At 59.9% G+C, this 21423-nt stretch carries 11 protein-coding genes and 4 pseudogenes; 10 read left to right on the top strand and 5 right to left on the bottom strand.

Annotated features, from left to right (window positions below; all coding sequences use genetic code 11):
- Positions 1–3061: 3061 nt before the first annotated feature.
- Positions 3062–3358, bottom strand: a pseudogene (locus ACVJ19_RS10170) (integrase core domain-containing protein); the annotation flags it as partial.
- 767 nt (positions 3359–4125) lie between these two features.
- On the opposite strand from ACVJ19_RS10170, the gene ACVJ19_RS10165 reads away from it, so the two are divergent.
- Positions 4126–4407, top strand: a complete 282-nt coding sequence (locus ACVJ19_RS10165; protein WP_370057846.1) for a DUF3892 domain-containing protein — start codon at positions 4126–4128, stop codon at positions 4405–4407.
- Between the two features lie 1754 nt (positions 4408–6161).
- Here the strand turns inward: ACVJ19_RS10165 and ACVJ19_RS10160 are convergent.
- Positions 6162–6570: pseudogene (locus tag ACVJ19_RS10160) on the bottom strand (IS21 family transposase); the annotation flags it as partial.
- Positions 6571–6710: 140 nt separating this feature from the next.
- On the opposite strand from ACVJ19_RS10160, the gene ACVJ19_RS10155 reads away from it, so the two are divergent.
- From ACVJ19_RS10155 to ACVJ19_RS10140, 4 genes are all read left to right on the top strand, one after another.
- Positions 6711–8222, top strand: coding sequence for an ISNCY-like element ISBj12 family transposase (locus ACVJ19_RS10155; protein ID WP_011084703.1), 1512 nt, complete (start codon positions 6711–6713; stop codon positions 8220–8222).
- Between the two features lie 1292 nt (positions 8223–9514).
- On the top strand, positions 9515–10891 hold the full coding sequence (gene ltrA, locus ACVJ19_RS10150; protein WP_028144467.1) for a group II intron reverse transcriptase/maturase: 1377 nt from the start codon (positions 9515–9517) through the stop codon (positions 10889–10891).
- A gap of 352 nt (positions 10892–11243) precedes the next feature.
- On the top strand, positions 11244–12590 hold the full coding sequence (locus tag ACVJ19_RS10145; protein WP_011084757.1) for an IS5-like element ISBj5_B family transposase: 1347 nt from the start codon (positions 11244–11246) through the stop codon (positions 12588–12590).
- A 237-nt stretch (positions 12591–12827) separates the two neighbouring features.
- On the top strand, positions 12828–13106 hold the full coding sequence (locus ACVJ19_RS10140) for an HU family DNA-binding protein (RefSeq protein ID WP_011091019.1): 279 nt from the start codon (positions 12828–12830) through the stop codon (positions 13104–13106).
- Here the strand turns inward: ACVJ19_RS10140 and ACVJ19_RS10135 are convergent.
- On the bottom strand, positions 13103–13258 hold the full coding sequence (locus tag ACVJ19_RS10135; RefSeq protein WP_018646329.1) for a hypothetical protein: 156 nt from the start codon (positions 13256–13258) through the stop codon (positions 13103–13105). The genes ACVJ19_RS10140 and ACVJ19_RS10135 overlap by 4 nt on opposite strands.
- Positions 13259–14576: 1318 nt before the next feature.
- On the opposite strand from ACVJ19_RS10135, the gene ACVJ19_RS10130 reads away from it, so the two are divergent.
- From ACVJ19_RS10130 to ACVJ19_RS10120, 3 genes are all read left to right on the top strand, one after another.
- Positions 14577–16052 carry a coproporphyrinogen-III oxidase family protein gene (locus ACVJ19_RS10130; protein ID WP_016842696.1) on the top strand — a complete coding sequence of 492 codons (1476 nt, stop codon included), beginning with the start codon at positions 14577–14579 and terminating at the stop codon, positions 16050–16052.
- Entirely contained in the window at positions 16049–17260 is a 1212-nt protein-coding gene (locus ACVJ19_RS10125; RefSeq protein ID WP_011091015.1) for a hypothetical protein, read from the top strand. The genes ACVJ19_RS10130 and ACVJ19_RS10125 overlap by 4 nt, the downstream gene beginning before the upstream one ends.
- An 82-nt stretch (positions 17261–17342) precedes the next feature.
- Positions 17343–17846: a GNAT family N-acetyltransferase gene (locus ACVJ19_RS10120; RefSeq protein ID WP_011091014.1), complete on the top strand. Its 504-nt coding sequence runs from the start codon at positions 17343–17345 to the stop codon at positions 17844–17846.
- A 413-nt stretch (positions 17847–18259) separates the two neighbouring features.
- Here ACVJ19_RS10120 and ACVJ19_RS10115 read toward each other — a convergent pair.
- Positions 18260–18754: pseudogene (locus tag ACVJ19_RS10115) on the bottom strand (transposase); the annotation flags it as partial.
- A gap of 9 nt (positions 18755–18763) precedes the next feature.
- Between ACVJ19_RS10115 and ACVJ19_RS10110 the strand changes: the two are divergent.
- Both ACVJ19_RS10110 and ACVJ19_RS10105 read left to right on the top strand, forming a co-directional pair.
- Positions 18764–18992, top strand: a pseudogene (locus tag ACVJ19_RS10110) (ISL3 family transposase); the annotation flags it as partial.
- 174 nt (positions 18993–19166) lie between these two features.
- Complete coding sequence (locus ACVJ19_RS10105; RefSeq protein WP_018646330.1) at positions 19167–19619, top strand: RNA polymerase sigma factor; 453 nt, start codon at positions 19167–19169, stop codon at positions 19617–19619.
- A 324-nt stretch (positions 19620–19943) separates the two neighbouring features.
- Here the strand turns inward: ACVJ19_RS10105 and ACVJ19_RS10100 are convergent, their stop codons facing one another.
- Positions 19944–20873: a DUF2493 domain-containing protein gene (locus ACVJ19_RS10100; protein WP_011091010.1), complete on the bottom strand. Its 930-nt coding sequence runs from the start codon at positions 20871–20873 to the stop codon at positions 19944–19946.
- Between the last annotated feature and the right edge of the window lie 550 nt (positions 20874–21423).

Below are 21423 nucleotides of genomic sequence, written 5' to 3'. Positions count from 1 at the left end.
GGCCCTGAACATCGGCCTGAGCGGCTCTCGAGCAATGAAGCTACCGAAACGATATAGCCTATCCGGAGACTTTCGTTCATCTCGATGTGTTAGGCCCGCTGGCATTGGCATATGTTCGAAGAAAAGCGCGAAGCCGTGCCTGCCATTGAGATGCCGGTTTCGGCTCTTGTGCTACAGCATCGCAAGTGGGCCGCCGGTCGGGTGGAGATATCCTCCGGTGGCCCTGACGGTCAGTTTCAATGCGCTGTCATGCTTTTAAGCGGCTAGCGTGGCCGCCATGGATCCGACAGGTGCATGCAGACGCTCGCCCCGCAGCACAGGGGAATTGCGGCTTTACCAGAATTAAGCAGCGCCTCGATGAGGCGACCCAAGCCCAGCAACAGGAACGCTGGTGCTTGAAATCGCCCTCAGGCCTCGGAGCTTCTCGGCGGCGCTCCAACTACTGAGAGCCTCGTGTGTTAGATACGTCGCGGCCAATTCATTCCAGGATCTCACGACCTGATTCCAGCTCTCTTTTCGGGCGGGCAAGAGCTCAAGCATCCTTTGCGCCTTGCGGGCAGCGGCAAACCTCCCGTCTCGCGTAGCGTCTTTCAGAATTCTCCGCACCAACACTTCGGTTCGCTTCCATCCGGCGCCCGTCGATCTATCCTCGGCCAAGGAAGCGAAGTACACTCGAAAGGTCAGGGCACGTTCGGCGGCGATGCCCGATGCCAAGCTTGGCTCGTTCAACCATCGGTAAAGAGACTCGAGCTGCTCCGAGTCGCCGAGCGTGAAAGTGTCATCATCCCCGAAAACCAAGAATGTCGCGAAACCGGCGATCTCAAGTTGCATGCCCAAATCTTGTGAGTCCAGCCAACGGGTGATTGCTTCTAGTGGAGACATAGCTTTGCTCTCCTGTGGGGTTGATCGCGATTCAGCCCGGAGGACACCGCGCGGGTCAACTACAAGAATTTGTAGCTGACGGAAATAAAGAGCTGTCAGGCGTGCCGCCGCTATGGTGTTTCTGCATTGAACGGAGGGATTTCCGAAGGACGGCTGAGCAGCGCCACCCCGCGCCGACGACTTGCAAATTCCGAGCCTCGTTACTCCAAGAGGCGCTTGTTCGATTGGAGAAGATTCGGCGGCTTGCGATATCCGTTGGAACATCAAGGACGAGCCCAACCCCGACCAGCTCGAAGGAATTGACGCTCTGAAGCACGGTCGCTAGGGCAAGGTTGTAATCTTTGAGGCGATCAGCGAACATGACGGATGTGCGGATTGACACTTCGACGTGGGAGCGCGAGTACGGGAAGAAGCCAAGCGGGCGCCGCTATCGGCGCTTCCGGATCATATCGCCCAGTATTGCAGTCAAAGACTATTAATTAAGAACGGAGATCCCAATGACGTTCCCCAGGGCGTGCAGGGGGGCAATAGAAAGGGCGCGGCAACGCGGTTCGGCTCAAATCGTGCTGCTACCGTGAGGGACCCTGACGAGTTTGACGATCGAACGCATGTTTTCCCGAGGGCTGAGACGGAACAAGAGCTTGGGATCACGGTCATAATGGAAAAGTGGATCGTCTCCCAATCCGTCATCAATCCAGCCTTTGACTCTAACGAGAGAGAAAAGACTGGCTAGCAGCTAGGCGACATCTCGCTCTCGACACTCGATCTCGCCGATTGCAGCCGCGATCGCTCGTGAATAAGGGAAGCGACCAAGGCCCGGCAGTTGGTCTCCCCGGTCACAGCAACAGTCCAGCCCTATCACTACAAGGCGCTGCTCCTTCCGAGCCCACCAAATTCGGTAGTTGAGGCGACCGCGGCAGATTTGCAGAGTAAGGCCATCTGTCGATCACAGGGGCGAGGCCGGAGCAAGCTTTATGGCTGGCGTTCAATACTTCGTGTCGCGCCATAAAGGCCGGTGGAAGGTTGCGCTCAATTTTGAGTACTCCGGCCCCTACGCCACTGAGGAAGAGGCGACCGCGTCGCCGTCGACGCCGCGGCAGGGCACGTCGCTCAGGTTCTCGTTCAAAGGGAAACCACCAATTTAGAATCGAGTGGACATATGGCCACGACCCATACCCCCACCAGCCAGCTAATCGCTGACCACATGAGATCGGCGCCGACCTTTCCCGCCACGCCCGCCCCGCAACACCAAAGCGCGTGGCATCAGCAGGGCGGAATCTCACACCGAACACTTATCCACTTTCCGACCGCGCTTCTGAGGCCGGCCCTGTCGAGCGCTGCCGTGCCAGGTTCTGCAGCGGGCGTGCCCTTGGTCTGCGTGGGGAACAAGGCGTTCGTCGCAGGTCAACAAGATCGGCGGCGTCAGCGACGCCAGCATCTACAAATGGAAGGCCAAGTTCTTTCAGCGTCGAGCCTTGCAACGGAAGCGCGCGGTTTCGTCGCGCCTAGAGTAGAATATTAACATTGCAACCGTCTAGGTTGTGTGCGACCATAGGCTTGGGTCTCAGAAACCGAAGACAGCATCAGTGGCCATCAATGGGCCAGCGTGCTAACAGCCCCGTTCGGCGGGGACGGTGCGCCCGTGTCCAAGGGCACCCCAAAAGCACATTGGCCGGTCACGATTACGGTTTCTGAACCCCGGCAGCCAGTCCGCTACCGGCATCAGAGCTAAAAGCAAAATCCATGAACCATCAGCGAATCTCGCGCCGCGTCGTGGCGATCGCTCGCGTCTGTAGTCTCGAAGTTCTGCACGACAACGAAACATCTCAGCAGAGGGCCGACCGGTTGATGGCACCGCACAAGCGGGGCAACCGTTGTCCGTTGTCAAATGATTTGAGGCTGATTAGGCGGCTGGCGAAAGGAGCGTCGGGCTCCTCAGGGGCTAGAGTTTAAGCGGCCTGCACTCGATGCTGCAAGCGAAGGTTGCGTCTCATCGGCGCTATCCTGCTCGAGCGGCGCCCAAGTTGAGCACCCGCAAGCAAGAGTCGCACGGGCGCATGTCCGTCGTCACGACGATACCCAAGGAAAAGGCGAAGGGGTTTGTTCGCAGGCTCGCTGAAGCTCTTTCCGGCAATCATAGTCAACGGCCCCGGGTTTGCCGGAGGCCATTTGGTTTAAGTTATGCCGCCTTGGCTGGTTGTTCCAGCATGGCGTAGTAGCGTTGCTCGGCTTCGGCCGGCGGGATGTTTCCGATGGGCTCCAGGAGCCGCCGGTTGTTGAACCAGTCGACCCATTCGAGAGTGGCGAACTCGACGGCCTCGAAGCTGCGCCATGGCCCGCGCCGATGGATCACCTCGGCCTTGTAGAGACCGTTGATGGTTTCGGCAAGAGCGTTGTCATAGGAATCTCCGACGCTGCTGACAGACGGCTCGACGCCAGCCTCAGCCAGGCGCTCGGTGTACTTGATGGATACGTACGTTAAAGTGCTGGTCAAGAAAGCTGACGTTTCATCGAAATGACTTTGGCTACCCTACAGGACATGAATTGCCGGAGAGCTGCCTAGTCGAACTCCTTCGCCGCTGATGTTCACGAGTTTAAGTAGGCCTTGTTGACCAGACCGTCGCCGAAGACCGGGGCTGACCGCCTTTGTCCCCGAGAGAGTCGTGCGGCACTCAACCCTCCCACTCTAGAAGCGCGCGTATGCGTGCAGCGATCCGCCGCGCGTCGTTCGGCCTAAGATTGGGCTTCACGCTGTCGAGGATGCCTAACACTGCCCGAGCCTCCTCGGCATCAAATGTCGCGACTTGGCGATCTGCCAGGCTCAAAGACTGATCGGCCGCCCGGGCCTGATTGGCTGTAAGCACCTCAAGCGCTTGCGACCGTAGGGCCGTGATGTGCCGCTCGAATATATGCATCCTTTGGCCCCATGGTTGGGAGTTAGCGGCCACGTGGCTCGGCGCTCAATCTGAGAGAAGAAGAAGCGCTGTCCCTACCACGCGCGCCGCTAACTCCACCGCCAGCTTCGGGAGGGAAGAAGGCTGTCGGTAGGATACATCCACCGCAAAAAGCCGTGGCACAACTACCAGAACTGGTTGCCGCATCACAGTCACGGTCGCCTGGCAATGGGGGCGCGACTCGGCGCCGAGAAGGATGCAAGGCAACCTACTGGGATTGGTCGGCACACTAACCCACGGCCGAGGTCCACACTGAGGCTCTTTTTTCTTGCAGATGGGAGAGACCCGAGTGACCAGCCGCATACGAATTCAATGCATCAACAAGACTGACAGGCAGAACCCTCACGAGCGAATCAAAAACGTTGGCGGAGTAAACCCGGACGGGTCTAGGTGGAAGCAATCCGTCGATCACACGATCAAAGAAATCGAAAACGGTGTATGGGAGTTCTATGTCGAGGAAAAGCGCACGGCCGATGTGATTGTGGCCGTCCACAACGGGCACAAGTACATCAAGACGAAGGCCGACGGCATTCAACCGGACAATTTGCTTTCACTCCCTGAGTGCCCCTAATTGTCGCAAGGATAAAGTTCATTGGCGATCCGGCTGATCAGTAGTATAATTTTGATAGAGCGCCTCCCGAGAGTCACTTGAAAAGGTTGGACGTGTACGCTCCTATCTGCCAGCCTTCCGTTCTGAGGTCAGCCAGGCTGGGAGCGGATCGCTCGATGCGGTCTCCCCGGTAGGCAGACCGGACGCCCGGTCCAGATACCAATCAATCGCCTTGCGATCCCAACGCTGAGTGCCGGGGATAGCCTCCGGTACCAAGCCCTTCTTAATCCACGTGTTGAACGCGTCCTTGGAGCACCCGCAATAGGCGGCTGCGTTGGCCTTAGTGAGGCCCCGAGGTGCGATCTGATCGGCGCGTAGTATCCGCTCCGAACGTCTCAGCTCTGCGGGCGAAGGTCTGTCACGCTGATGATCACCGTCCATTTGGACCTATGGTAGAAGTTAGCGGCAACGTGACTCCGCGCCCGAGCTGGAATTAGAGGCGCTGTCCCTACCACGCCCCGCCAACTTCAACATGGCCAGCGTCAAGCGACTGAAGCTGACGGCGGAAAGTATCGTCCGGGAAAGCCCGTGGCGCAACTACCAGGACTGGTTGCCGCCAGACGCTTGGGCGATCAGTCTCAGCGACCGGAAGCAACGCGGGCACGGCTCGGCGCCAGGTCAGGATAAGAATCGGGCGTTGTCCCTACCGCGCCCGCGCTGCAATTGAGATTAGCGGTGACGTGACTCGGCGCTCTAGCCCCCTCGCGTACACCGGGGCACGCACTGTCCCTGCCACGCGCCGCTAAGCTCAATGGCTGAGTATTCGGGCTAGCTTTCCAAAAGCTGACAAAGATCCGCGCGGAAAATTTACAAACGAAAAGCGGCCCGCTTGGGCCGTTCAAAGCTCAATCTGTTGTGGGCAATCATGCAGCCACGCAAAGACGCTCGCTAGACTGTAAGGCCGTGCGACTTCATGGCCGTCAAGCTTAATGGGGTGATCTTCGATAAGATAGAATTGCCCGTCGGCTGTTCTGACCATCCGATCTCTTAGCTCAAACCACACGCCCGTCGGCCACCTTTTATAGGATACTCGCGTCGCGAAATGGACCGCTTCAGCAATGTCCCGCGCGCGCAAATGCCTTAAAGGCTTAGCCTTTGGTGCCATGATTTCCTCGTCGGCTCAAGAGCCGCGCGGATGCGACTCGGCGCCTTTATCGGCTGGGGGGCTTAGATAGAGGCGCTATCCCTGCGGCATCCGCACTGCCCCGTGAAGTTAGCCCCTCGGATCATAAAGGCTAACCCACACCCTGCTTTCCCATGAACCTTAATCCGCTGGGAGCTGAAGTGCGGTTTAGCGAGAAAGCCGCCGTGCGTGGCCTACCTAAATTGATAGGCCAGACTGAGCGACTTAACGCCGCTCAGCCTGCCAGTATTTCAGCCTCGGTCTTTTGCAGATCGATCAGGCCGCATTAAAAAGGCGTTCGGCCCGCTTACGATCAGTGGCAGCCGCATCACGACGGCGGGTCGGATTGGCGCTCAGCCAATCTATTGCCCGCTTACGGCCGATTGGCGTCACGATTTCAGACACTCCCGGCTCCCACGTCTCTTCGACCAAATAGACTCGCCCGCCCGCCCGCCCGACCAACGGATTCGTTCGGCCTAGAAGGTTCTTAGTGTTGTTTGAGAGTGTAGGGGCGACGGCGCGTGCGGGAGGCCCATCTATATTGGTCCCAAAGCCGTTGAGCTATGCTCTGGTGCGTGAAGACGCGTTCCCCGCTCTCGATCGAGCCGTTCTCATGTGCGATGCCCGCATTGTTGCGCGTTGGCGCCATGCCATAGTGGCCCATCAGCCCGGCGTAGCGCTGCGTCAGATCCTCCCGTGCGTCGGCGGCCAGATTGCGGAACGCTGCCGACAGGCTGTCGCTGCGATGCTCCCGCGGCACGCCGCCAAGCGCCCACAGCGCGTTCTGCAAGCCCGCCGTTGAGCGCCCGCCAGGCGTTGATGCGCCGCTCCAGCGTGCGGCGGATGTTCGGGTTCAGGTCATGATGCCGTCGGCGCAACTCGTCCAGCACGCCGATCACGCGGATGCCGGGCGCAGCCTTCAGGATCGGAACGATCTCGGCCTCCCAATACTGCGCGAGCGGATCGGACCGGCGCCGGCCCCTCGGCGTCTTCTTCTGCGCGCCTGGGTCTGTCCGACTTCACCGATGGCGGGCGACAATCGCCCTCGATTCCGCATTGCCTCGCCTTAATTGTTACCGGATCCTAAGCCGTTGCCTCACGTAAATTGCTCCCCTGGACCGGGAACGAGCGAGGGGCGGAGATGGGGTGGCTAAGCATGGCAACGCGGAAGGAACTGACGGCGGCGGCAGGCGTGCGCTATCGGCGGTCGGATCGCGCGAAGAAGGCGCGGATATTGGACGAGTTCGTCGACATCACCGGATTCCATCGGAAGCATGCGATGCGTCTACTTCGAAACCAGGAAGGCGTACATCCGGGCCGACGGGCGCGACGTCGGATATATAATGAAGCAGAACACACCGCACTCGTGCTGCTTTGGGAGGCGTCAGACCGCATCTGCGGGAAGCGACTGAAAGCATTAATGCCCGCGCTGATTGAGGCGATGGAACGGTACGGGCACCTCGACCTTGCCCCTGAGATTCGCACCAAACTTTTGGCGATGAGCGCTGCGACGATCGACCGCGCCTTGGTGCGGGTTCGAGAAAAATTGGGTCGCAAGCGCCGGCGGCACGCGGGGCATTCCCTGCGTCGCAGTATTCCAATACGGACTTCGGCAGATTGGAATGATCCGGCGCCGGGATTCGTCGAGGCCGACCTTGTAGCGCATAGCGGTCCATCTGCGCGCGGCAGCTTCATCCAGACCCTCGTGCTCACCGACATTGCTACCGGCTGGACAGAGTGCGCACCTCTGATCGTGCGCGAACAGACGCTGGTGAGCACGGTGCTGACGGAATTGCGCAAGCAATTGCCTTTTGCGCTGCTCGGCTTCGACACGGACAATGACACCGTGTTCATGAATGAGACGTTGAAGGCCTACTGCGAGGCGGCCAACATTGTCTTCACGCGTTGCCGTCCCTACCGGAAGAATGACCAGGCGTTCGTCGAGCAAAAGAACGGCGCCGTCGTGCGCAGGATGGTCGGCTATCGTAGGTTCGAAGGCCTGGAGGCGGCCAAGCTACTGGCGGAACTCTATCGGTCAGCGCGGCTGTTCGTAAACTTCTTCCAACCTTCGTTCAAACTGTTAGCCAAGCAGCGCGACGGTGCTCGTGTACGTAAGACATACAGCGCGCCGGCAACACCCCACCAGCGCCTGTCAGCGGACGCCCGCACGCCTGATGCGGTCCGCCACCATCTCCAGGAAATCTATACCGCTCTCGATCCGGTCACGTTGTTGCGCGACATCCGCGACGTGCAGGAGCGCCTCGCGGCGCTCGCGGATATCCAACCATCCGCCCATCCTGCTGCGGCATCACAATCGATTGATCGCTTCCTGGCAAGCCTGCGAACGGCCTGGAAGGACGGCGCCACGCGCCCGACGGATCGGCCAATCGTGAAGGCTAAAAGGGGCCGGCGTCGTCCCGATCCGCTTATCCGGGCAACGTCAGATTTGAGAAAATGGTTTGAAGCCGAGCCTTGGCGGACCGGCAGCGAACTGCTCTCGCGCCTGCAGGTGGAATATCCTGGAGACTATCCGAACAAGCTTCTTCGAACCCTTCAACGTCGGTTGAAATCCTGGCGCAGCGAGCAAGCGAATGCGCTGCTGTTTGCTTCAGAAAAAATGCCGCCAGGGCATGAGGTCACAACACCCCAATGACGTGCGAGGTGCCAGCGGAGGAGGCCGGGCGCTCCGAAACCCCGGCCATCTCCGCACCCGGCCTCCTCCTCAACTCAGGCCAGGAGCAAAATAAATGAGGCAACTGATCGCGCCCGGGAGCATCGATATGTGAGGCAATACGTCTTCCCACCCAGATCGTCGCGCTATACCGAGAGCCCGGCCCAACGAACTCAATGGTGATTGGCTCTCTGACCCGGCGATTGCGAATCTCCGCTTCCGCGATCAAGCCTCGGCAACACGCCGCGCTCACGAGAGTCGTTGGCCGTGTCTGTGATCCGCCGCCGCTTGGTCGATGCCCCTCACAATGACCGCCACGAACCTGCCTGTCTGCGATGATCGGTCGAGCCTCGACGCTTAGGTCGCTCTCAGTCCAGCTTCAAAGACGAGGACCGCGAGCACTCGGGGTGCCTGATCCAGTCCAGCCCCTTCGGTGTGACGCTAGCAGCTCCGCGGCAAGATCTGCCCTGTTGGCTAGGGCGCGGTCAGCCCGTGAAGTGGATGAACGCCGTGGTGCTGACGGCAATCGTGCAGACGGCCGCAGATATTGTGTACGAAGTCGGTGAAGGCATCGCCATCTGGACGATTCCATACGTGACGCCGTGCCGGCGTCGGTGGCGGGCTCGACGTAACCTCACGAATACCCTTCGTGACACGGATATCTTATACCGGACAGGGTGAACGCGCGGATGGAACAGTGTGTGATCGCGATTGATTGGCGCGACATTCAAGAGCGACGGCCGCAAAAGGTCACATTTTCTTTAAGAACCAAATGCAATCTGTCGCCTGATCGTCACGGCCGGATGTACGCCGTGGCATCACGGGGCCCCGGCTTTCATGCCGGGGTTTTTCGTTGTGTGCCGAGTATGAGCGACAGCTTGGAGGTGGAAGTCCTCTATCCAGCCTGATGGCGGCGAAGGATTAGCGAAGCGCAAGGGCGTCATCGTGAGGTGGGGTCTGAAGAAAGCGTGGAGCAAAGCCGCGGCCCGATGGACAAACACCGGATAACGAGGCCTACCCGGCCGGACGAGCGAGCAATTGATCGCGAAGTCCAAGGTCATCAAAGGTCGGGGTGGTAAATTCGGCGGGCGTGCGGTGAAGGCGGTCGGTCTTACCTCGGGAGGTCTGCGCTGTGTCTCGGCAACGAGACTGAGACCGTCGCAAGACGGCCTGACCGCAGCGCAGAAGTCAGCCGAGGGCGTAGTAGGCGGCAGCGCGCCGCTGAAGGCCTGAACGGTGGAAGTGGTCAGTAGAGCGGCGATCTCGTGCGAGCCATGCGGCAGAAGAATCAGGTCGAGCTGAACTTGAGCCCCGGAGCGGAGGGTGAAGCCCGAAGCGCCGGCGCCCGAGAGCCTGAAGCGCGTGCGGCGGAAGTCTGTCTCGAACGCCCGGCGGTCGCAGGACCGTCGATGGAAGACGTTGTCGAGAGTGAGAATCTGAAGGCAGCGTTGGCGCAAGTAAAGCGCAACAAGGGCGCGGCGGGCGTCGACGGGATGACCGTCGGCGAGCTGTCAGCCCACCTGAAGGAGCACTGGCCTGCGATCCGAGCCCAGTTGCTTGACGGCACCTACAAGCCACAGCCGGTGCGGCGGGTGGAGATACCGAAGGCGTCGGGCGGCCTGCGGCCGCTCGGCATTCCGACGGTGCTCGACCGCTTGATCCAGCAGGCGGTGATGCAGGTGCTGCAGGCGGATTGGGATAGGACGTTCGCCGAGACGAGCTTCGGCTTTCGGCCGGGGCGCTCGGCACATCGGGCGGTGGAACGGGCGCAGGCGTACATTGCGGCCGGCCACAGCATCGTGGTGGACATCGACCTGGAGAAGTTCTTTGACCGGGTCAACCACGACATCCTGATGGGACTGGTTGCCAAGCGGGTTGCTGACAAGCGCATCCTGAAGCTCATCCGCGCCTTCCTGAATGCGGGTGTGTTGGAAGGAGGGCTGGTCAGTCCGACGGAAGAGGGCACGCCGCAGGGCGGTCCGCTCTCGCCGCTGTTGTCGAACCTGATGCTGGATGTGCTGGACAAGGAACTGGAGAAGCGCGGCCACCGCTTCGTGCGTTACGCCGACGACTGCAACATCTACGTGCGCAGTCAGCGGGCGGGCGAACGGGTGCTGGCTGGCGTCGAGAGGTTCCTCGAAAAGCGCCTCAAGCTCAAGATCAACAAAGCGAAGAGCGCGGTTGCCAAACCGAGTGTTCGCAAGTTCCTGGGCTTCAGCTTCACCGGCGGGCAAGAACCGCGGCGGCGCATCGCGCCGCAGGCACTCGCCCGCTTCAAGGCGAAGGTTCGGGAGCTCACGCGACGCACGCGTGGTCGATGCCTCGTGCAGATCGCCAAAGAACTGTCGACCTACCTGATTGGGTGGCACGGCTACTTCGGCTTCTGTCAAACCCCGTCGGTGTTGCGCGTGCTTGACCAGTGGATCAGGCGACGGTTGCGCGCCGTTGCCTGGAAGCAATGGAAGTATGGACCCGCTCGCTTTGCCGAGTTGCGACGCCGCGGCGTCGGCCGGGATCTGGCGGCGCAAACCGCCGGCAGCCCACGTGGCCCTTGGCGGCTCGCGAACAGCCCCGCGCTCACCATTGCTCTGCCAAACGGCTTCTTTGCCTCACTCGGCTTGGCTTCCGTCGCGGCACGGCGACCCGCATAATCCGCTGAACCGCCGGATACGGACCCGTATGTCCGGTGGTGTGGGAGGGGCGGAGCCGCGAGGCTTCCCCCTATCCCGATTTCAGGGAGTTCGAAAGTCTGCCACTGCAAGACATTTTGGATTGGCCGTTGAAATCGAACTCGCCGATGCCAAACGCGCGCTACAAAAGAGCCGCGCTAATTAGTCGTCCGTGAAGAAGGACTAAGCCACTGATCGGGAATCTCGATTTGGGCTAAGGGGCATTTCCAGATTGCAAGGTTTTGATGCTTTGGGCGTCAGAACCTTGCGATTTGGTTTTCGTGGATTCCCTCGAAGCGGGAAGCATGATTCCTTGTCTGCATCGGAGGGAACGATGCGGCCGAAGAAGCACAAGACGACGGGATCGAACGATCTGTTCCGGGCTCGGCTCGACCAGATCATCAATATGAAGCACGAGCTGGTTCTGCTCGCCGGCAAGGTCGATTGGGACTGGATCGACGGCGAGATCGCGCCGCTCTACAGCGAGAACGGCAGGCCCGGGATCGAGACGCGCTTCATGATCGGTCTGCTGTTGCTCAAGCACATTTACGGGCTGTCCGATGAGGAGGTGTGCGAGCGCTGGGTCCATGACCCATACTTCCAGTTCTTCACCGGGGAAGAGTTCTTTCAGCACACGTTCCCGCACGAGCGCTCGGACCTGAGCCATTGGCGCAAGCGGCTTGGCGACAAGCTGGAGTTGCTGCTGGCCGAGAGCTTGCGGGTAGCGCACGAGGCCGGTGCATTACGCAGCCAGGACCTCAAGCGGGTTACGGTCGACACCACGGTGCAGCCGAAGGCCATCACCTTTCCGACCGATGCCAAGCTGCTGCATGCGGCCATCAAGGGGCTCAACCGCCTGGCGATCAGGCACGGCGTCAGGCTGCGGCAATCCTATGCTCGCATCGCCAAGGCCGCCGCGATGATGGCCGGCCGCTACGCCCATGCCAAACAGTTCAGGCGGCATCAGCGGCAGTTGCGTATCCTGCGTAGCCGGCTGGGCCGGATCATCCGCGACATCCGCCGCAAGATCGAAGGCCAGCCAGCACTGGAGCAGGCGTTCGCCCTCCCGCTCGGCCGGGCCACGCAGATCCGCTCGCAGCAGCAGCGCCAGCGCGGCTGGAAGCTCTATTCCTTCCATGCCCCGGAAGTGGAGTGCATCGGCAAGGGCAAGGCCAGCGCGCCTTACGAGTTCGGCGTGAAGGCCTCCATCGTCACCAACAACCGCCGGGCTCCCGGTGGCCTGTTCGTGCTGCACGCCAGCGCACTGCCCGACAACCCCTACGACGGTCACACCTTGCGGGACGTCATTGACCGCACCGAGACACTCACCGGCTGTCCGATCGAGCGGGCCTATGTCGACAAGGGATACCGCGGCCACGACGCACAAAATCCCCGTCGCGTCTTCATCTCCGGCCAGAAGCGCGGCGTTTTCGGTGTCATCAAGCGCGAGCTGCGCCGCCGCTCCGCCATCGAGCCCATCATCGGACACCTGAAGGCGGAAGGCCACCTCGGGCGCTGCTACCTCAAAGGCCGCGCCGGCGATGCCGCCAACGTCGTCCTCTCAGCCGTCGGACACAACTTCCGCCGCATCCTCGCCTGGCTGAGATATCTCTTGTGCCTGTTCCTGGCCCAGCTATGGCGCACGCTCGCCCGGCCAGCCTCGATCAATCCGGCTTCTTAACGGACGACTAATTATGACGAGTTCGCTCCGGCCATCACCCAGAAGAATGCAGCCAATCGCCGGCTTGCGCGCCAGACCCGTTCGCGAAAGCTGCTCACGTAAGCCGAATCCATGGGATAATTCGCGCAAGCGGCCAGGCCGCGTCTTGACGTGGCTGCGATGCGCGCTCCTCTATGCTTAGAGCGCCGAGGCTGCGCGCAGCCAATTGCAACCGACATCCCCGAGGAACGTCACACCATGACCACCGCCACTGAAATCGCCGACGAGATCGCCAAGGCGTACAATCTGCCAAAGGCGCAAGCCAAGGCCATCGTGGACGGTGTCTTCAAGTCTATCGCCGATGCAGCAGCGAGCGACGCTGAAACCAATGTGCCGGGCTTTGGCAAGTTCAAGGTGAAGCACACCCCGGAACGCGAAGGCCGCAATCCCTCGACTGGCGCGACGATCAAGATCGCGGCGGCGAAGAAGCTGACGTTCGCCCCGGCCAAGGCCCTCAAGGATGTGCTGAACGGCTAAAGGCAGGAGCGCAGGCCGGCCCCCTTGTCCGAGGGTTCTCGATGCGAGACGGGCCGTGCCTTGACGTTGAAGGCGAGCGTGCGGATCGGACCGGTCAACTCGTTGTTGCCGGTCTTCCGGAAGATGCTGATGGTCGCCACGGTGTCCTCCATGATCTCTGTTTCCGAGCTCGCACCATCGGCGCTAAAGCCGCGGTTAGCGCAGGCTCGATGATGAAGGCTTGGTGCCAGTCTGGATGCCTGGAGCGGCCCCACCGTCCTACCGATATCAGCCGCGCGTCAAGCGGTGTTTGGCTGGTCCGCCTGCGGCCATTCCGGTGAGTCGGACGAAGGCCGTGATGCTGACGGCAATGGCCCCGACGACCGAGAAAATCGTCTGCGAGGCGGGTGAAGGTATCGCTATCTGGGCGATTCCACGAGGCCCACCGCGATGCCGCCGTGCAGCGCTTAGTGGCGTCCGGGTCAGGGGATGATTGGAGCGATCTCGTCATCCTGTATAGCTATCAGCTCATCGGGCCCAAGCCGAGCCTTTGCAACTGTTCCTCTTCGATCGGGCAGTTTAGGGTTGCAGCCTTGGCGCCGCAGTCTTTCATGGTCAACTTCCCGGCTGCCAACGGATCGGTGGCCGCAACCGCGCAAGTTACGTGCCTGAATTCCTCTTCGTCGTCGTCGCTGCCTTCCTTGAAGATGGCGACCGTCGGATTGAGAGAGACTAGTCGCCGTCAGTCACGATAGGCGCTGCACAGGTGTGTCTGGTTCAAGCTCTTTTGTTCGAGACTGGACACCGAAGCGCAAGCCTCACCTCCTCGCGGTCCGGAGCGCGTGTTTGCGCCTGTTTTCAAGCAAGCGTTGCCCATCTTTGATGGCACGTCGCTTGCTGGAACACGGTGACCGATCCGCCCGACCGTGGCGGTCTCTCCGTCGTCGGCCCAGGGATTTAGATGAGACTTGCTCGACTGATCAGAATAAGTGCAATTGCCGCGACAACGTGGAGTTGGGGGCGGCCCGAACTTTGCCGGGCGCAACGCCGGAGTCGTTGCCGTCATCCAAATTGGCTGACGCTCAAGACGATCGGATCGACCTACCATTCGGCTCAATTAGTCCCGAGCAGGCCCGAACCAGTGTGGCTGGCTGGAGCTGTCATGCGGCATGCGGAGGATCCTGCAGGGGCAATCTCGGCATCGCCCAAGAGGCAAACGAGGTTTGGCGCCCTGCGAAAGTGGCGGCTGCGGAGAAAGGAGCGAAGGGAGGTCGCGCGAAAGCTTCGTGGCTCGGAGCGAATTCGCCGAGACCACCTCCGCTTCCAACACGTCTGTGGGGAGCGCATCATTCTCTCGACGAATGCTCGCGCCCGTCGGCGCCGCCGCGCGCACAATGTTCGCACCGACAGCGACATCCTTACGTCGTCGCCGAACGAACAGAACTGCCATCGCACCTTTGCCTTAACGCAAAATCCTAAGGAGCACGAAAGATGAGTACGCCGACCTATTCCGAGGCCCTGGAATTCGCGATCGACCGCTCGTACGACATCAACATTGACATGTTAAGGTCGCGCAATTTGCACCTCGACACGTTTAACGATTACCTGGTCGGCACATATCCCCCCCTTAAGGCCATGGGGGAGATCAATCCAGACATATTGTTGGATCGCATTGCGCCGTCGATTGACCTCTATTTCCACATCCCCTTCTGTCATCAGAACTGCACCTTTTGCCACTTCGGCAAGGAGATCAATCCTCCTCCCCGACGAGTCGAACGCTACTTGGCGGCCCTGGATAAGGAGATGAGTTGGTCAGACGCGGCGCTGGCCGGCAGCGCAATTGAGACAGCCTTCATTGGAGGCGGCACTCCCTCATTCTTGACGAACAATCAGCTCAAAGCATTGTTCGGTATGATTGGGAAGCGCTTTGACTTGTCCAATTCGGAGGTGAGTTTCGAGTTACATCCGTCTCTTGCCAAGCAGGCAGACGCTGCCGATCGCATATCTACTCTCCTTAAAGGCGGCGTAAACCGCTTCGTGCTGGGTGTTCAGACTCTAGATCGAGATATTTTGCGGATACTCAACCGCGGGCATGGTGTGGACGAGGTGATGCAAACCGTAAAGTTGCTGAAGGGGATGGGTGTCGAGAACCTGTCGCTCGACCTGATGTACGGATTGCCGCAGCAGACGCTCCGGAGCTGGTACGGCTCTCTGATCGGCCTCCTCGATATGGAAGTTGAAAAGTTCAATATATTTCCATTGATGTTCAAATCGACCGACCCCATAGCTCGTCACTTGGCGCGCGGACGATATCAATTCGCCGGGGCGAAGGAGCGCGTCATGATGCATTTTATGGCCGAGCATATGCTCACGAGTCTCGGCTACCGCCATGGACCGATTTTCTATTGGACTAAGATGTCGCAACCGCACTCCTTTCAACAAGCCCGAAAATACGATTCCTGGAACGATAATAATCTGGTCCCGTTTGGGGTCAGCGGATTTGGTTTCATGAGCGAGTGTCAGTTCTACAACGAAGTGGATTTGGATCGCTACTTGTCCAGGGTCGAAGCGGGCGAGAAACCGGTGTGGAAAGGCGTCGTCCTATCGCAGGATGATCTCATGCGCAGGACGTTAATGTTCGCCCTGCGAAGCAGCGGCGTGTTGCTCTCCCGCTTCGAACGGGAATTTGGCGTATCCCTTGAAGTATACTTTGCTCGCGAGCTAAGGGCCTTGAAGGAGGCAGGACTCATCTGCATTTCGAAGGATGGCGTCCTTTCGTTAACTGATGCCGGCACTATCAATTCGGGTGCAGTGTCACTGCTGTTCTTCTCGAATAATGTGCTTGAGCAGGTCGCATACAATGACGGTCGGATAGCAGACAAACGAACGGATCTTATCGAAAAACATGATTACTCGCCGGCGGCGAGATACGGCTCAAGTGTTCAGATGAAAGAGGTCTTTCAATGACATCGGTGGTGCGCCCGACTGCGGTCGATAGTGGTTCGCCAGTCGCCCCTGAACGGTCGCCCAACCGTTCGGAGGACATTTTTTCTCATCTAACTGATAGCATTGATCGAAGTGAACGAAAGCGTCCGCTTGGACCAGTGAGCAACTTTACCGTCGAACAACTGCCGCATTGTGTTGCGGAGATCCAACGTAGTGAACGACCAAATGGAGCGATAAAGGCGTTCGGGCGTAGCGTCAACGCAATGATTGGTGAGGCAGACTACAGCGGGCTGCTGTTGAGGCTGCCGCAGTGCGATTTCGAAATAGCCAAAACAGACATCCAGTATCTCGTCAATTGCACTTATCAGATGTCGGCCTTTGCCGGCCTCGATCCTTCTGACGCCGAATTGACCGTGGGAGCGGAATTAAGCCGCCTGGCGAGCTTGACGTGCCAGCGTCAGCCTAGCGTTGGTGTCCTCTCCTACGAAGACATGATCCTTACGAATCCGGTACAGAGCGACCCCCGCCTGTATTGCCTTGGCGCAGTTGGCGTCGAGGAGCGTGATTTTTGCGCCGGCCATCAACTGATCGAGAGCGAATTGCAGTCAGCAATGGATGCGCTGCTCGACTTGCGAGACTTAGGTGGCGCGGATGCTTCTCGATGTCTTACGCAATGCGTGGCGCGGCTTGAGTCCGCACAAGATGTTTTGACGCGTTTCGAGGACCATATGTCGCCAGAACTGTTCAGCCAGTTTCGCGCGTTCTACGGAAAAAATCCTTATAGGAATACGCTTGGTCCAAGCGGCCGTTTCTCGGCTCGCGTTGTCGCGGTCTCGGTTTTGCTGGTCGGCGAAGAGCTATTTCGTCAAAAACCTCAATTTTATTGGGATCTATATCGGCTGTCCGAATACTATCCGCAGACGAGCATTGGCAAGGTGTTCTGTTGGCTGTCGCCAGACAACAGGGATGCATGGCTCAAGCCAGCCTGGCTCGAAGGGAAAGCGGACTTTCCAAGGTCTGCAACCATTTCGCCCGTGGTCGAGCGCGGCGGCCGTGAAATCGAGAGACTACACGAGGCCTGTGTTTGCGCGCTGGACCGATTTACCCGGATGCATCGTCGTGCGGCCCTGAAGCACACGGTTGAGCCAGGTCGACCACTTGTCGGAGTTGAGGCGTCGGAGAGTATTGAGGTCGTGCTTTGCCAGCGGCTATTGACACTGCCTCCGTAGGCCGAGGATTAGTATCTGCTCGGAAGAACCCGGGATCGTGTCGGAGCACCGGCGTCCGATGCCAAAGGATAAAGTATCATAGATGTCTAAGGACGAAGTGATCTTTCGTCGGTTCGCGCCAGCGGACACCGATAATGTCTGGCATCTGCATACAACCGCGTCGCAGGATGTTGGTGTATGTAGTCCGGAAGGGACATGGGGCGATGATCTACGGAATATCGGGGAGGTCTACATCAAGTCAGGCGGCGACTTCATGGTTGCGCATATCGGTTCCGATTTCGCTGCCATGGGTGGCTTGAAACCGCTTGACAATGACGTCGTAGAATTGAAGCGCATGCGGGTCCATCCCTCCTTTCAACGACGGGGGCTTGGAAGACGGATTCTTCGTGAGTTGGAATCGCGAGCCGTTGCGCTGGAATTCAAGCAGATCGTGCTCGACACGACAACGATCCAGGTAGGGGCTCAAAGACTCTATGAGAGCACTGGCTATGTTCGCCGCAGAGAAGGGATACTGGACGGATATGCGGTGATCTTTTACGAGAAGCGGCTCACCGGTCGGGACGAGTTCTCTATGCCAGGTAAGTAAGGCTGGCAGGCGCGCCGGCCCCCAGTGCTATCGACGGCTTCCTAGCGCAATACTATCATTCGGCCCTTTAATTTGCAGTTCAATGTCAAGCAATCCTTCTGGATTCGCCTGCGGCACGACGGTAGCGCTCGCGCCGTTGGCCGGGGTTGTGGAGATGGTGCGAGCGCAGCTGATACATGATCGTCGGCCAAGCATTGCACGCGCCCTGGACCTGCGGATGCCATCGCTGAGATCATGGTCCTTTCCGAGGTCGCGCAGCACCTCATGATGAGGTCCGGGGCGGACGCCTCAACGTCTGCAGCGGAGTACGGTCGAGCCGCCACCAGCCGAATGAATGAACGAGGTCGTCACAAGCACCGTCCCAGCGGGACATCGCTAGTTCGGCGGACCGTACCAGGAGCTGACAAACCGGGTCAGGCTTCCTTCGCCTGACCCCAGTCGAACGATGTGCCATTGACCCAGATGCAGTGAAGAACTATGGCGATCTTCCGCGCAATGGCGACCTTTGCCTTCCTCATGCCGATCCGCTTTGCGAGCTTCATGCCCCAGGCGTTGAGGGAGGACCATTTCTTCGTTCGATAAAGCAGGACGGCCGCGGCTTCAAACAAGTAGGTTCGGGGAAGCCGGCCACCCCATCGAGAGATCTTGCCAATGGTTGCGCCGGGCTGACTGCGCCGCGGTGTAAGGTCCAGATAAGCGCCGACGGCTGATGCCGATCGAAGGTGGGATGGGTCATCAATCGTATGTCGGATCTTTAAGGCCGTCACCACGCCGACACCAGGAACCGTCATCAGGCGGCGTGCGGTCTCGTCCAGTTTTGCCAGTCCGCGGACTTCGTCGTCGATCTTGTGGATCAACAGCAGCGGGGATATCACGCCGAGCAGTGGATGATCGCCACTCAAGATCTCGCGACCTGATACGCCAGCATCATCTGTAACCTGGAAAGGCACCGGATCGTCACCCTGCTGCCGGATCCAAGCCCGGCTCGCCCTCATCCCACGATCGCGATCGCGGCGGGGGATATGGCGAAGCTGCGGCAAAGGCCCTGCCGCACGCGGTTCAGGTCGCAGATCGTTGATGGAGAACGCCAGTCGAGCCTTCCTCGATGCCGTCCACAAATCGATGCGCCAGATCCGCAGCGCAATCGGGGTCACCGTCTCCGAACACCATAGGCAATTACCGCGGCAAAAAGAGAGCCTCGGATTTGTGAGGCTTGCCCTGATATTATTCAGGAATTGCGATTCTTACGGTAGCTGACTTCCCGCCTACGACTGCAGCCTCGAGGTCGTCACGATTGTGCGAGCCTCAACAAAAACACGCATGCTGCCGGGAGGAGTTGGCTGGAACGACATCCTCCACGAGGCGATCGCACGCGTTCTCGACGGCTCGCGCCCCTGGCCGCCAGACGTACCCATTCTTGCGTTTCTGTCGGGTGTCATGCGCAGTATCTGCAACGACCATTGGCGGCGTGCGCGGCTCGAGCAAAGGCTGCTTGTGAGCCGAGATGATCCGGACCAGAGAAGCTGGCCCGGTGACGAGGCCGATGAGGAGCCCGATCCGGAGCGGATCCTGGCCGCCGCCCAGAAGTTGGCCAACGTCTATCGGCTGTTCGAAGCCGATCCCCGGGCGCTGAAGATCATTGCGGGCATGGCCGATGGCCTGACGGCCAGAGAAATCTGCAAGGTCCATGATATGTCCGAGCTCGACTACGACACGACGCGACGGCGGATGCGGCGCACCCTGCTGCGCCATCAACAAAACTGGAGTAAGTGACACGCTAGCACCCCAGTCTCGATCTGGCCCGCCTGCTCGGAGCGCTGAGCGAGGAAATCCTCGCCGCGAGCGATGAGGAGGTACGGCAGACCTCCGCTCTGCAAGGATGGACAATTACCAACACCGCCCTCGACGTCGGAGAGGTGATCAAGGCCGCGCGCGGGGACGAGAGTGGGGGCCTTGCTCGAAATTGTGATCTGAACGAAGATCCGAGCAAACCCGGTGCAAGGCTGCGGCCGACGCGTCGGGGCCGCAGCTCAAATCGCACAATCAGCCGCATTGAGCGAGCCGCAGGCTTCTAGCCGTTAGTGTTTGCGGCAGCGCTTACGCGCCGCCAAACCTCCAGACCGGGATGCCGAGCTTCTTCGCCTTGTCGGCCAGATTGTCCTGGATACCGGTACCGGGGAAGTGAATCACGCCGATGGGTAGCGTCTCCAGCATCGCATCGTTGCGCTTGAACGGCGCGGCCTTGGCATGCTTCGTCCAGTCGGGCTTGAAGGCGATCTGCGGAACCTTGCGATTGCCGGCCCACTTGGCGGCGATCAACTCGGCGCCCTTGGGGGATCCGCCGTGCAGCAACACCATGTCCGCATGCTTGGCGTGCACCTGGTCCAGCTTGGCCCAGATCAACCGGTGATCGTTGAAGTCGAGACCACCGGTCAGCGCGACTTTCGGTCCGGGCGGCATGAGCACCTGATTGTCGGCGCGCTTCTTCGCGACCAGGAAGTCGCGGCTGTCGATCATCGCGGAGGTCAGATTGCGGTGGTTGACCCTCGACCCGTTGCGCGGCCGCCAGACGGAATGGGTGTGGCGTTCGAACTCGTCGGCGGCCTGGTCGCGCATCAGCTCGAAGGCGTTGCGTCGCTCGATCAGTGTTTGACCTTCCGCCGTCAGGCGCTCCAATTCGACGGATTTCACCTCGCTGCCGTCCTGTTCGCGCTGGGAGCGCTGCTGGGCCAGTTCATTGCCGTCGAGCTCTCGTTCGATCCTGTCGCTGGCGCGGTGGAAGACGTTCACCGTCGACCAGAGCAGGTCCTCGAGGTCGGGCTCAAGACGGGTATCGGACAGCTCCACCACGAGGGCATCGAAGATGTCGACGATGCTGCCGGCGAGGACTCGCGCTTCAGGGAGCCGCCGGGGATCGGGCTCATCGTGGAAGGGACGGTAGCCAAAGAGCTGGAGTTCCTGGAGCACTTGGTCGGTTGGGGATGAGCTTTGGTGCGGCTCGAGATCGTCGTCGTGGTCGGTGGTCATTGCGGCTTTCCCTGGTCGGATCGACCGCGCCCATCGCGGCCTCACATGAGAGTTGTTTGGTCAAGGCAAGAATGAGCGGTGGTGAACTCGAGATTATTGTGGAGTACAAATCGGACGCTTGGTGCCGGTGTAGGAGCCATCTTCGCCGTGATTGAACGTACCGATCTGAGCCATTTTCGTTTCTCCTGACTGTTCCTCGAAGCCACCCGATGCGGTCTCGATGGCGGTCGAGAGGCGATGGACGGCCGGCTTGCACCCGGAGGGCCGCAGCACAGCGGAGGACGGCGATAGCCGAGCTTCTTGTCTCGCGAGGAAGGCGTGGCACACGCCGGGGAAGAAGGTCGGCGAAGCCGTTGCTGGCATAGGCCGGACAGCGCCAGACCAGCCAAGAGAGAGGCCGCACGGTGGCTTCGTCGGCAAGTCTGCCGAGAACGACGCTGGCATTGGGCGCACCTCGATATCGTCGGCGCTGCCCCTTACCGGCCTGCTTCCCGCTCTCGAACCCAAGGTCTGAGCCGATCTGCTGATCCGCGCCAATGCACGTATCAAC

The organism is Bradyrhizobium sp. USDA 376, from assembly GCF_054063675.1.
The sequence above is the reverse complement of the archived record's forward strand: the minus strand, read 5'-3'. Positions and strand labels throughout refer to the sequence as shown.

Coding starts and splice junctions, on each gene's coding strand:
- ACVJ19_RS10120 (WP_011091014.1), top strand. CDS start 17,343: ATGTCTAAGGACGAAGTGATCTTTCGTCGGTTCGCGCCAGCGGACACC.
- ACVJ19_RS10125 (WP_011091015.1), top strand. CDS start 16,049: ATGACATCGGTGGTGCGCCCGACTGCGGTCGATAGTGGTTCGCCAGTC.
- ACVJ19_RS10155 (WP_011084703.1), top strand. CDS start 6,711: ATGGGGTGGCTAAGCATGGCAACGCGGAAGGAACTGACGGCGGCGGCA.
- ACVJ19_RS10105 (WP_018646330.1), top strand. CDS start 19,167: ATGCTGCCGGGAGGAGTTGGCTGGAACGACATCCTCCACGAGGCGATC.
- ACVJ19_RS10140 (WP_011091019.1), top strand. CDS start 12,828: ATGACCACCGCCACTGAAATCGCCGACGAGATCGCCAAGGCGTACAAT.
- ACVJ19_RS10100 (WP_011091010.1), bottom strand. CDS start 20,873: ATGACCACCGACCACGACGACGATCTCGAGCCGCACCAAAGCTCATCC.
- ACVJ19_RS10145 (WP_011084757.1), top strand. CDS start 11,244: ATGCGGCCGAAGAAGCACAAGACGACGGGATCGAACGATCTGTTCCGG.
- ACVJ19_RS10135 (WP_018646329.1), bottom strand. CDS start 13,258: ATGGAGGACACCGTGGCGACCATCAGCATCTTCCGGAAGACCGGCAAC.
- ltrA (WP_028144467.1), top strand. CDS start 9,515: ATGCGGCAGAAGAATCAGGTCGAGCTGAACTTGAGCCCCGGAGCGGAG.
- ACVJ19_RS10130 (WP_016842696.1), top strand. CDS start 14,577: ATGAGTACGCCGACCTATTCCGAGGCCCTGGAATTCGCGATCGACCGC.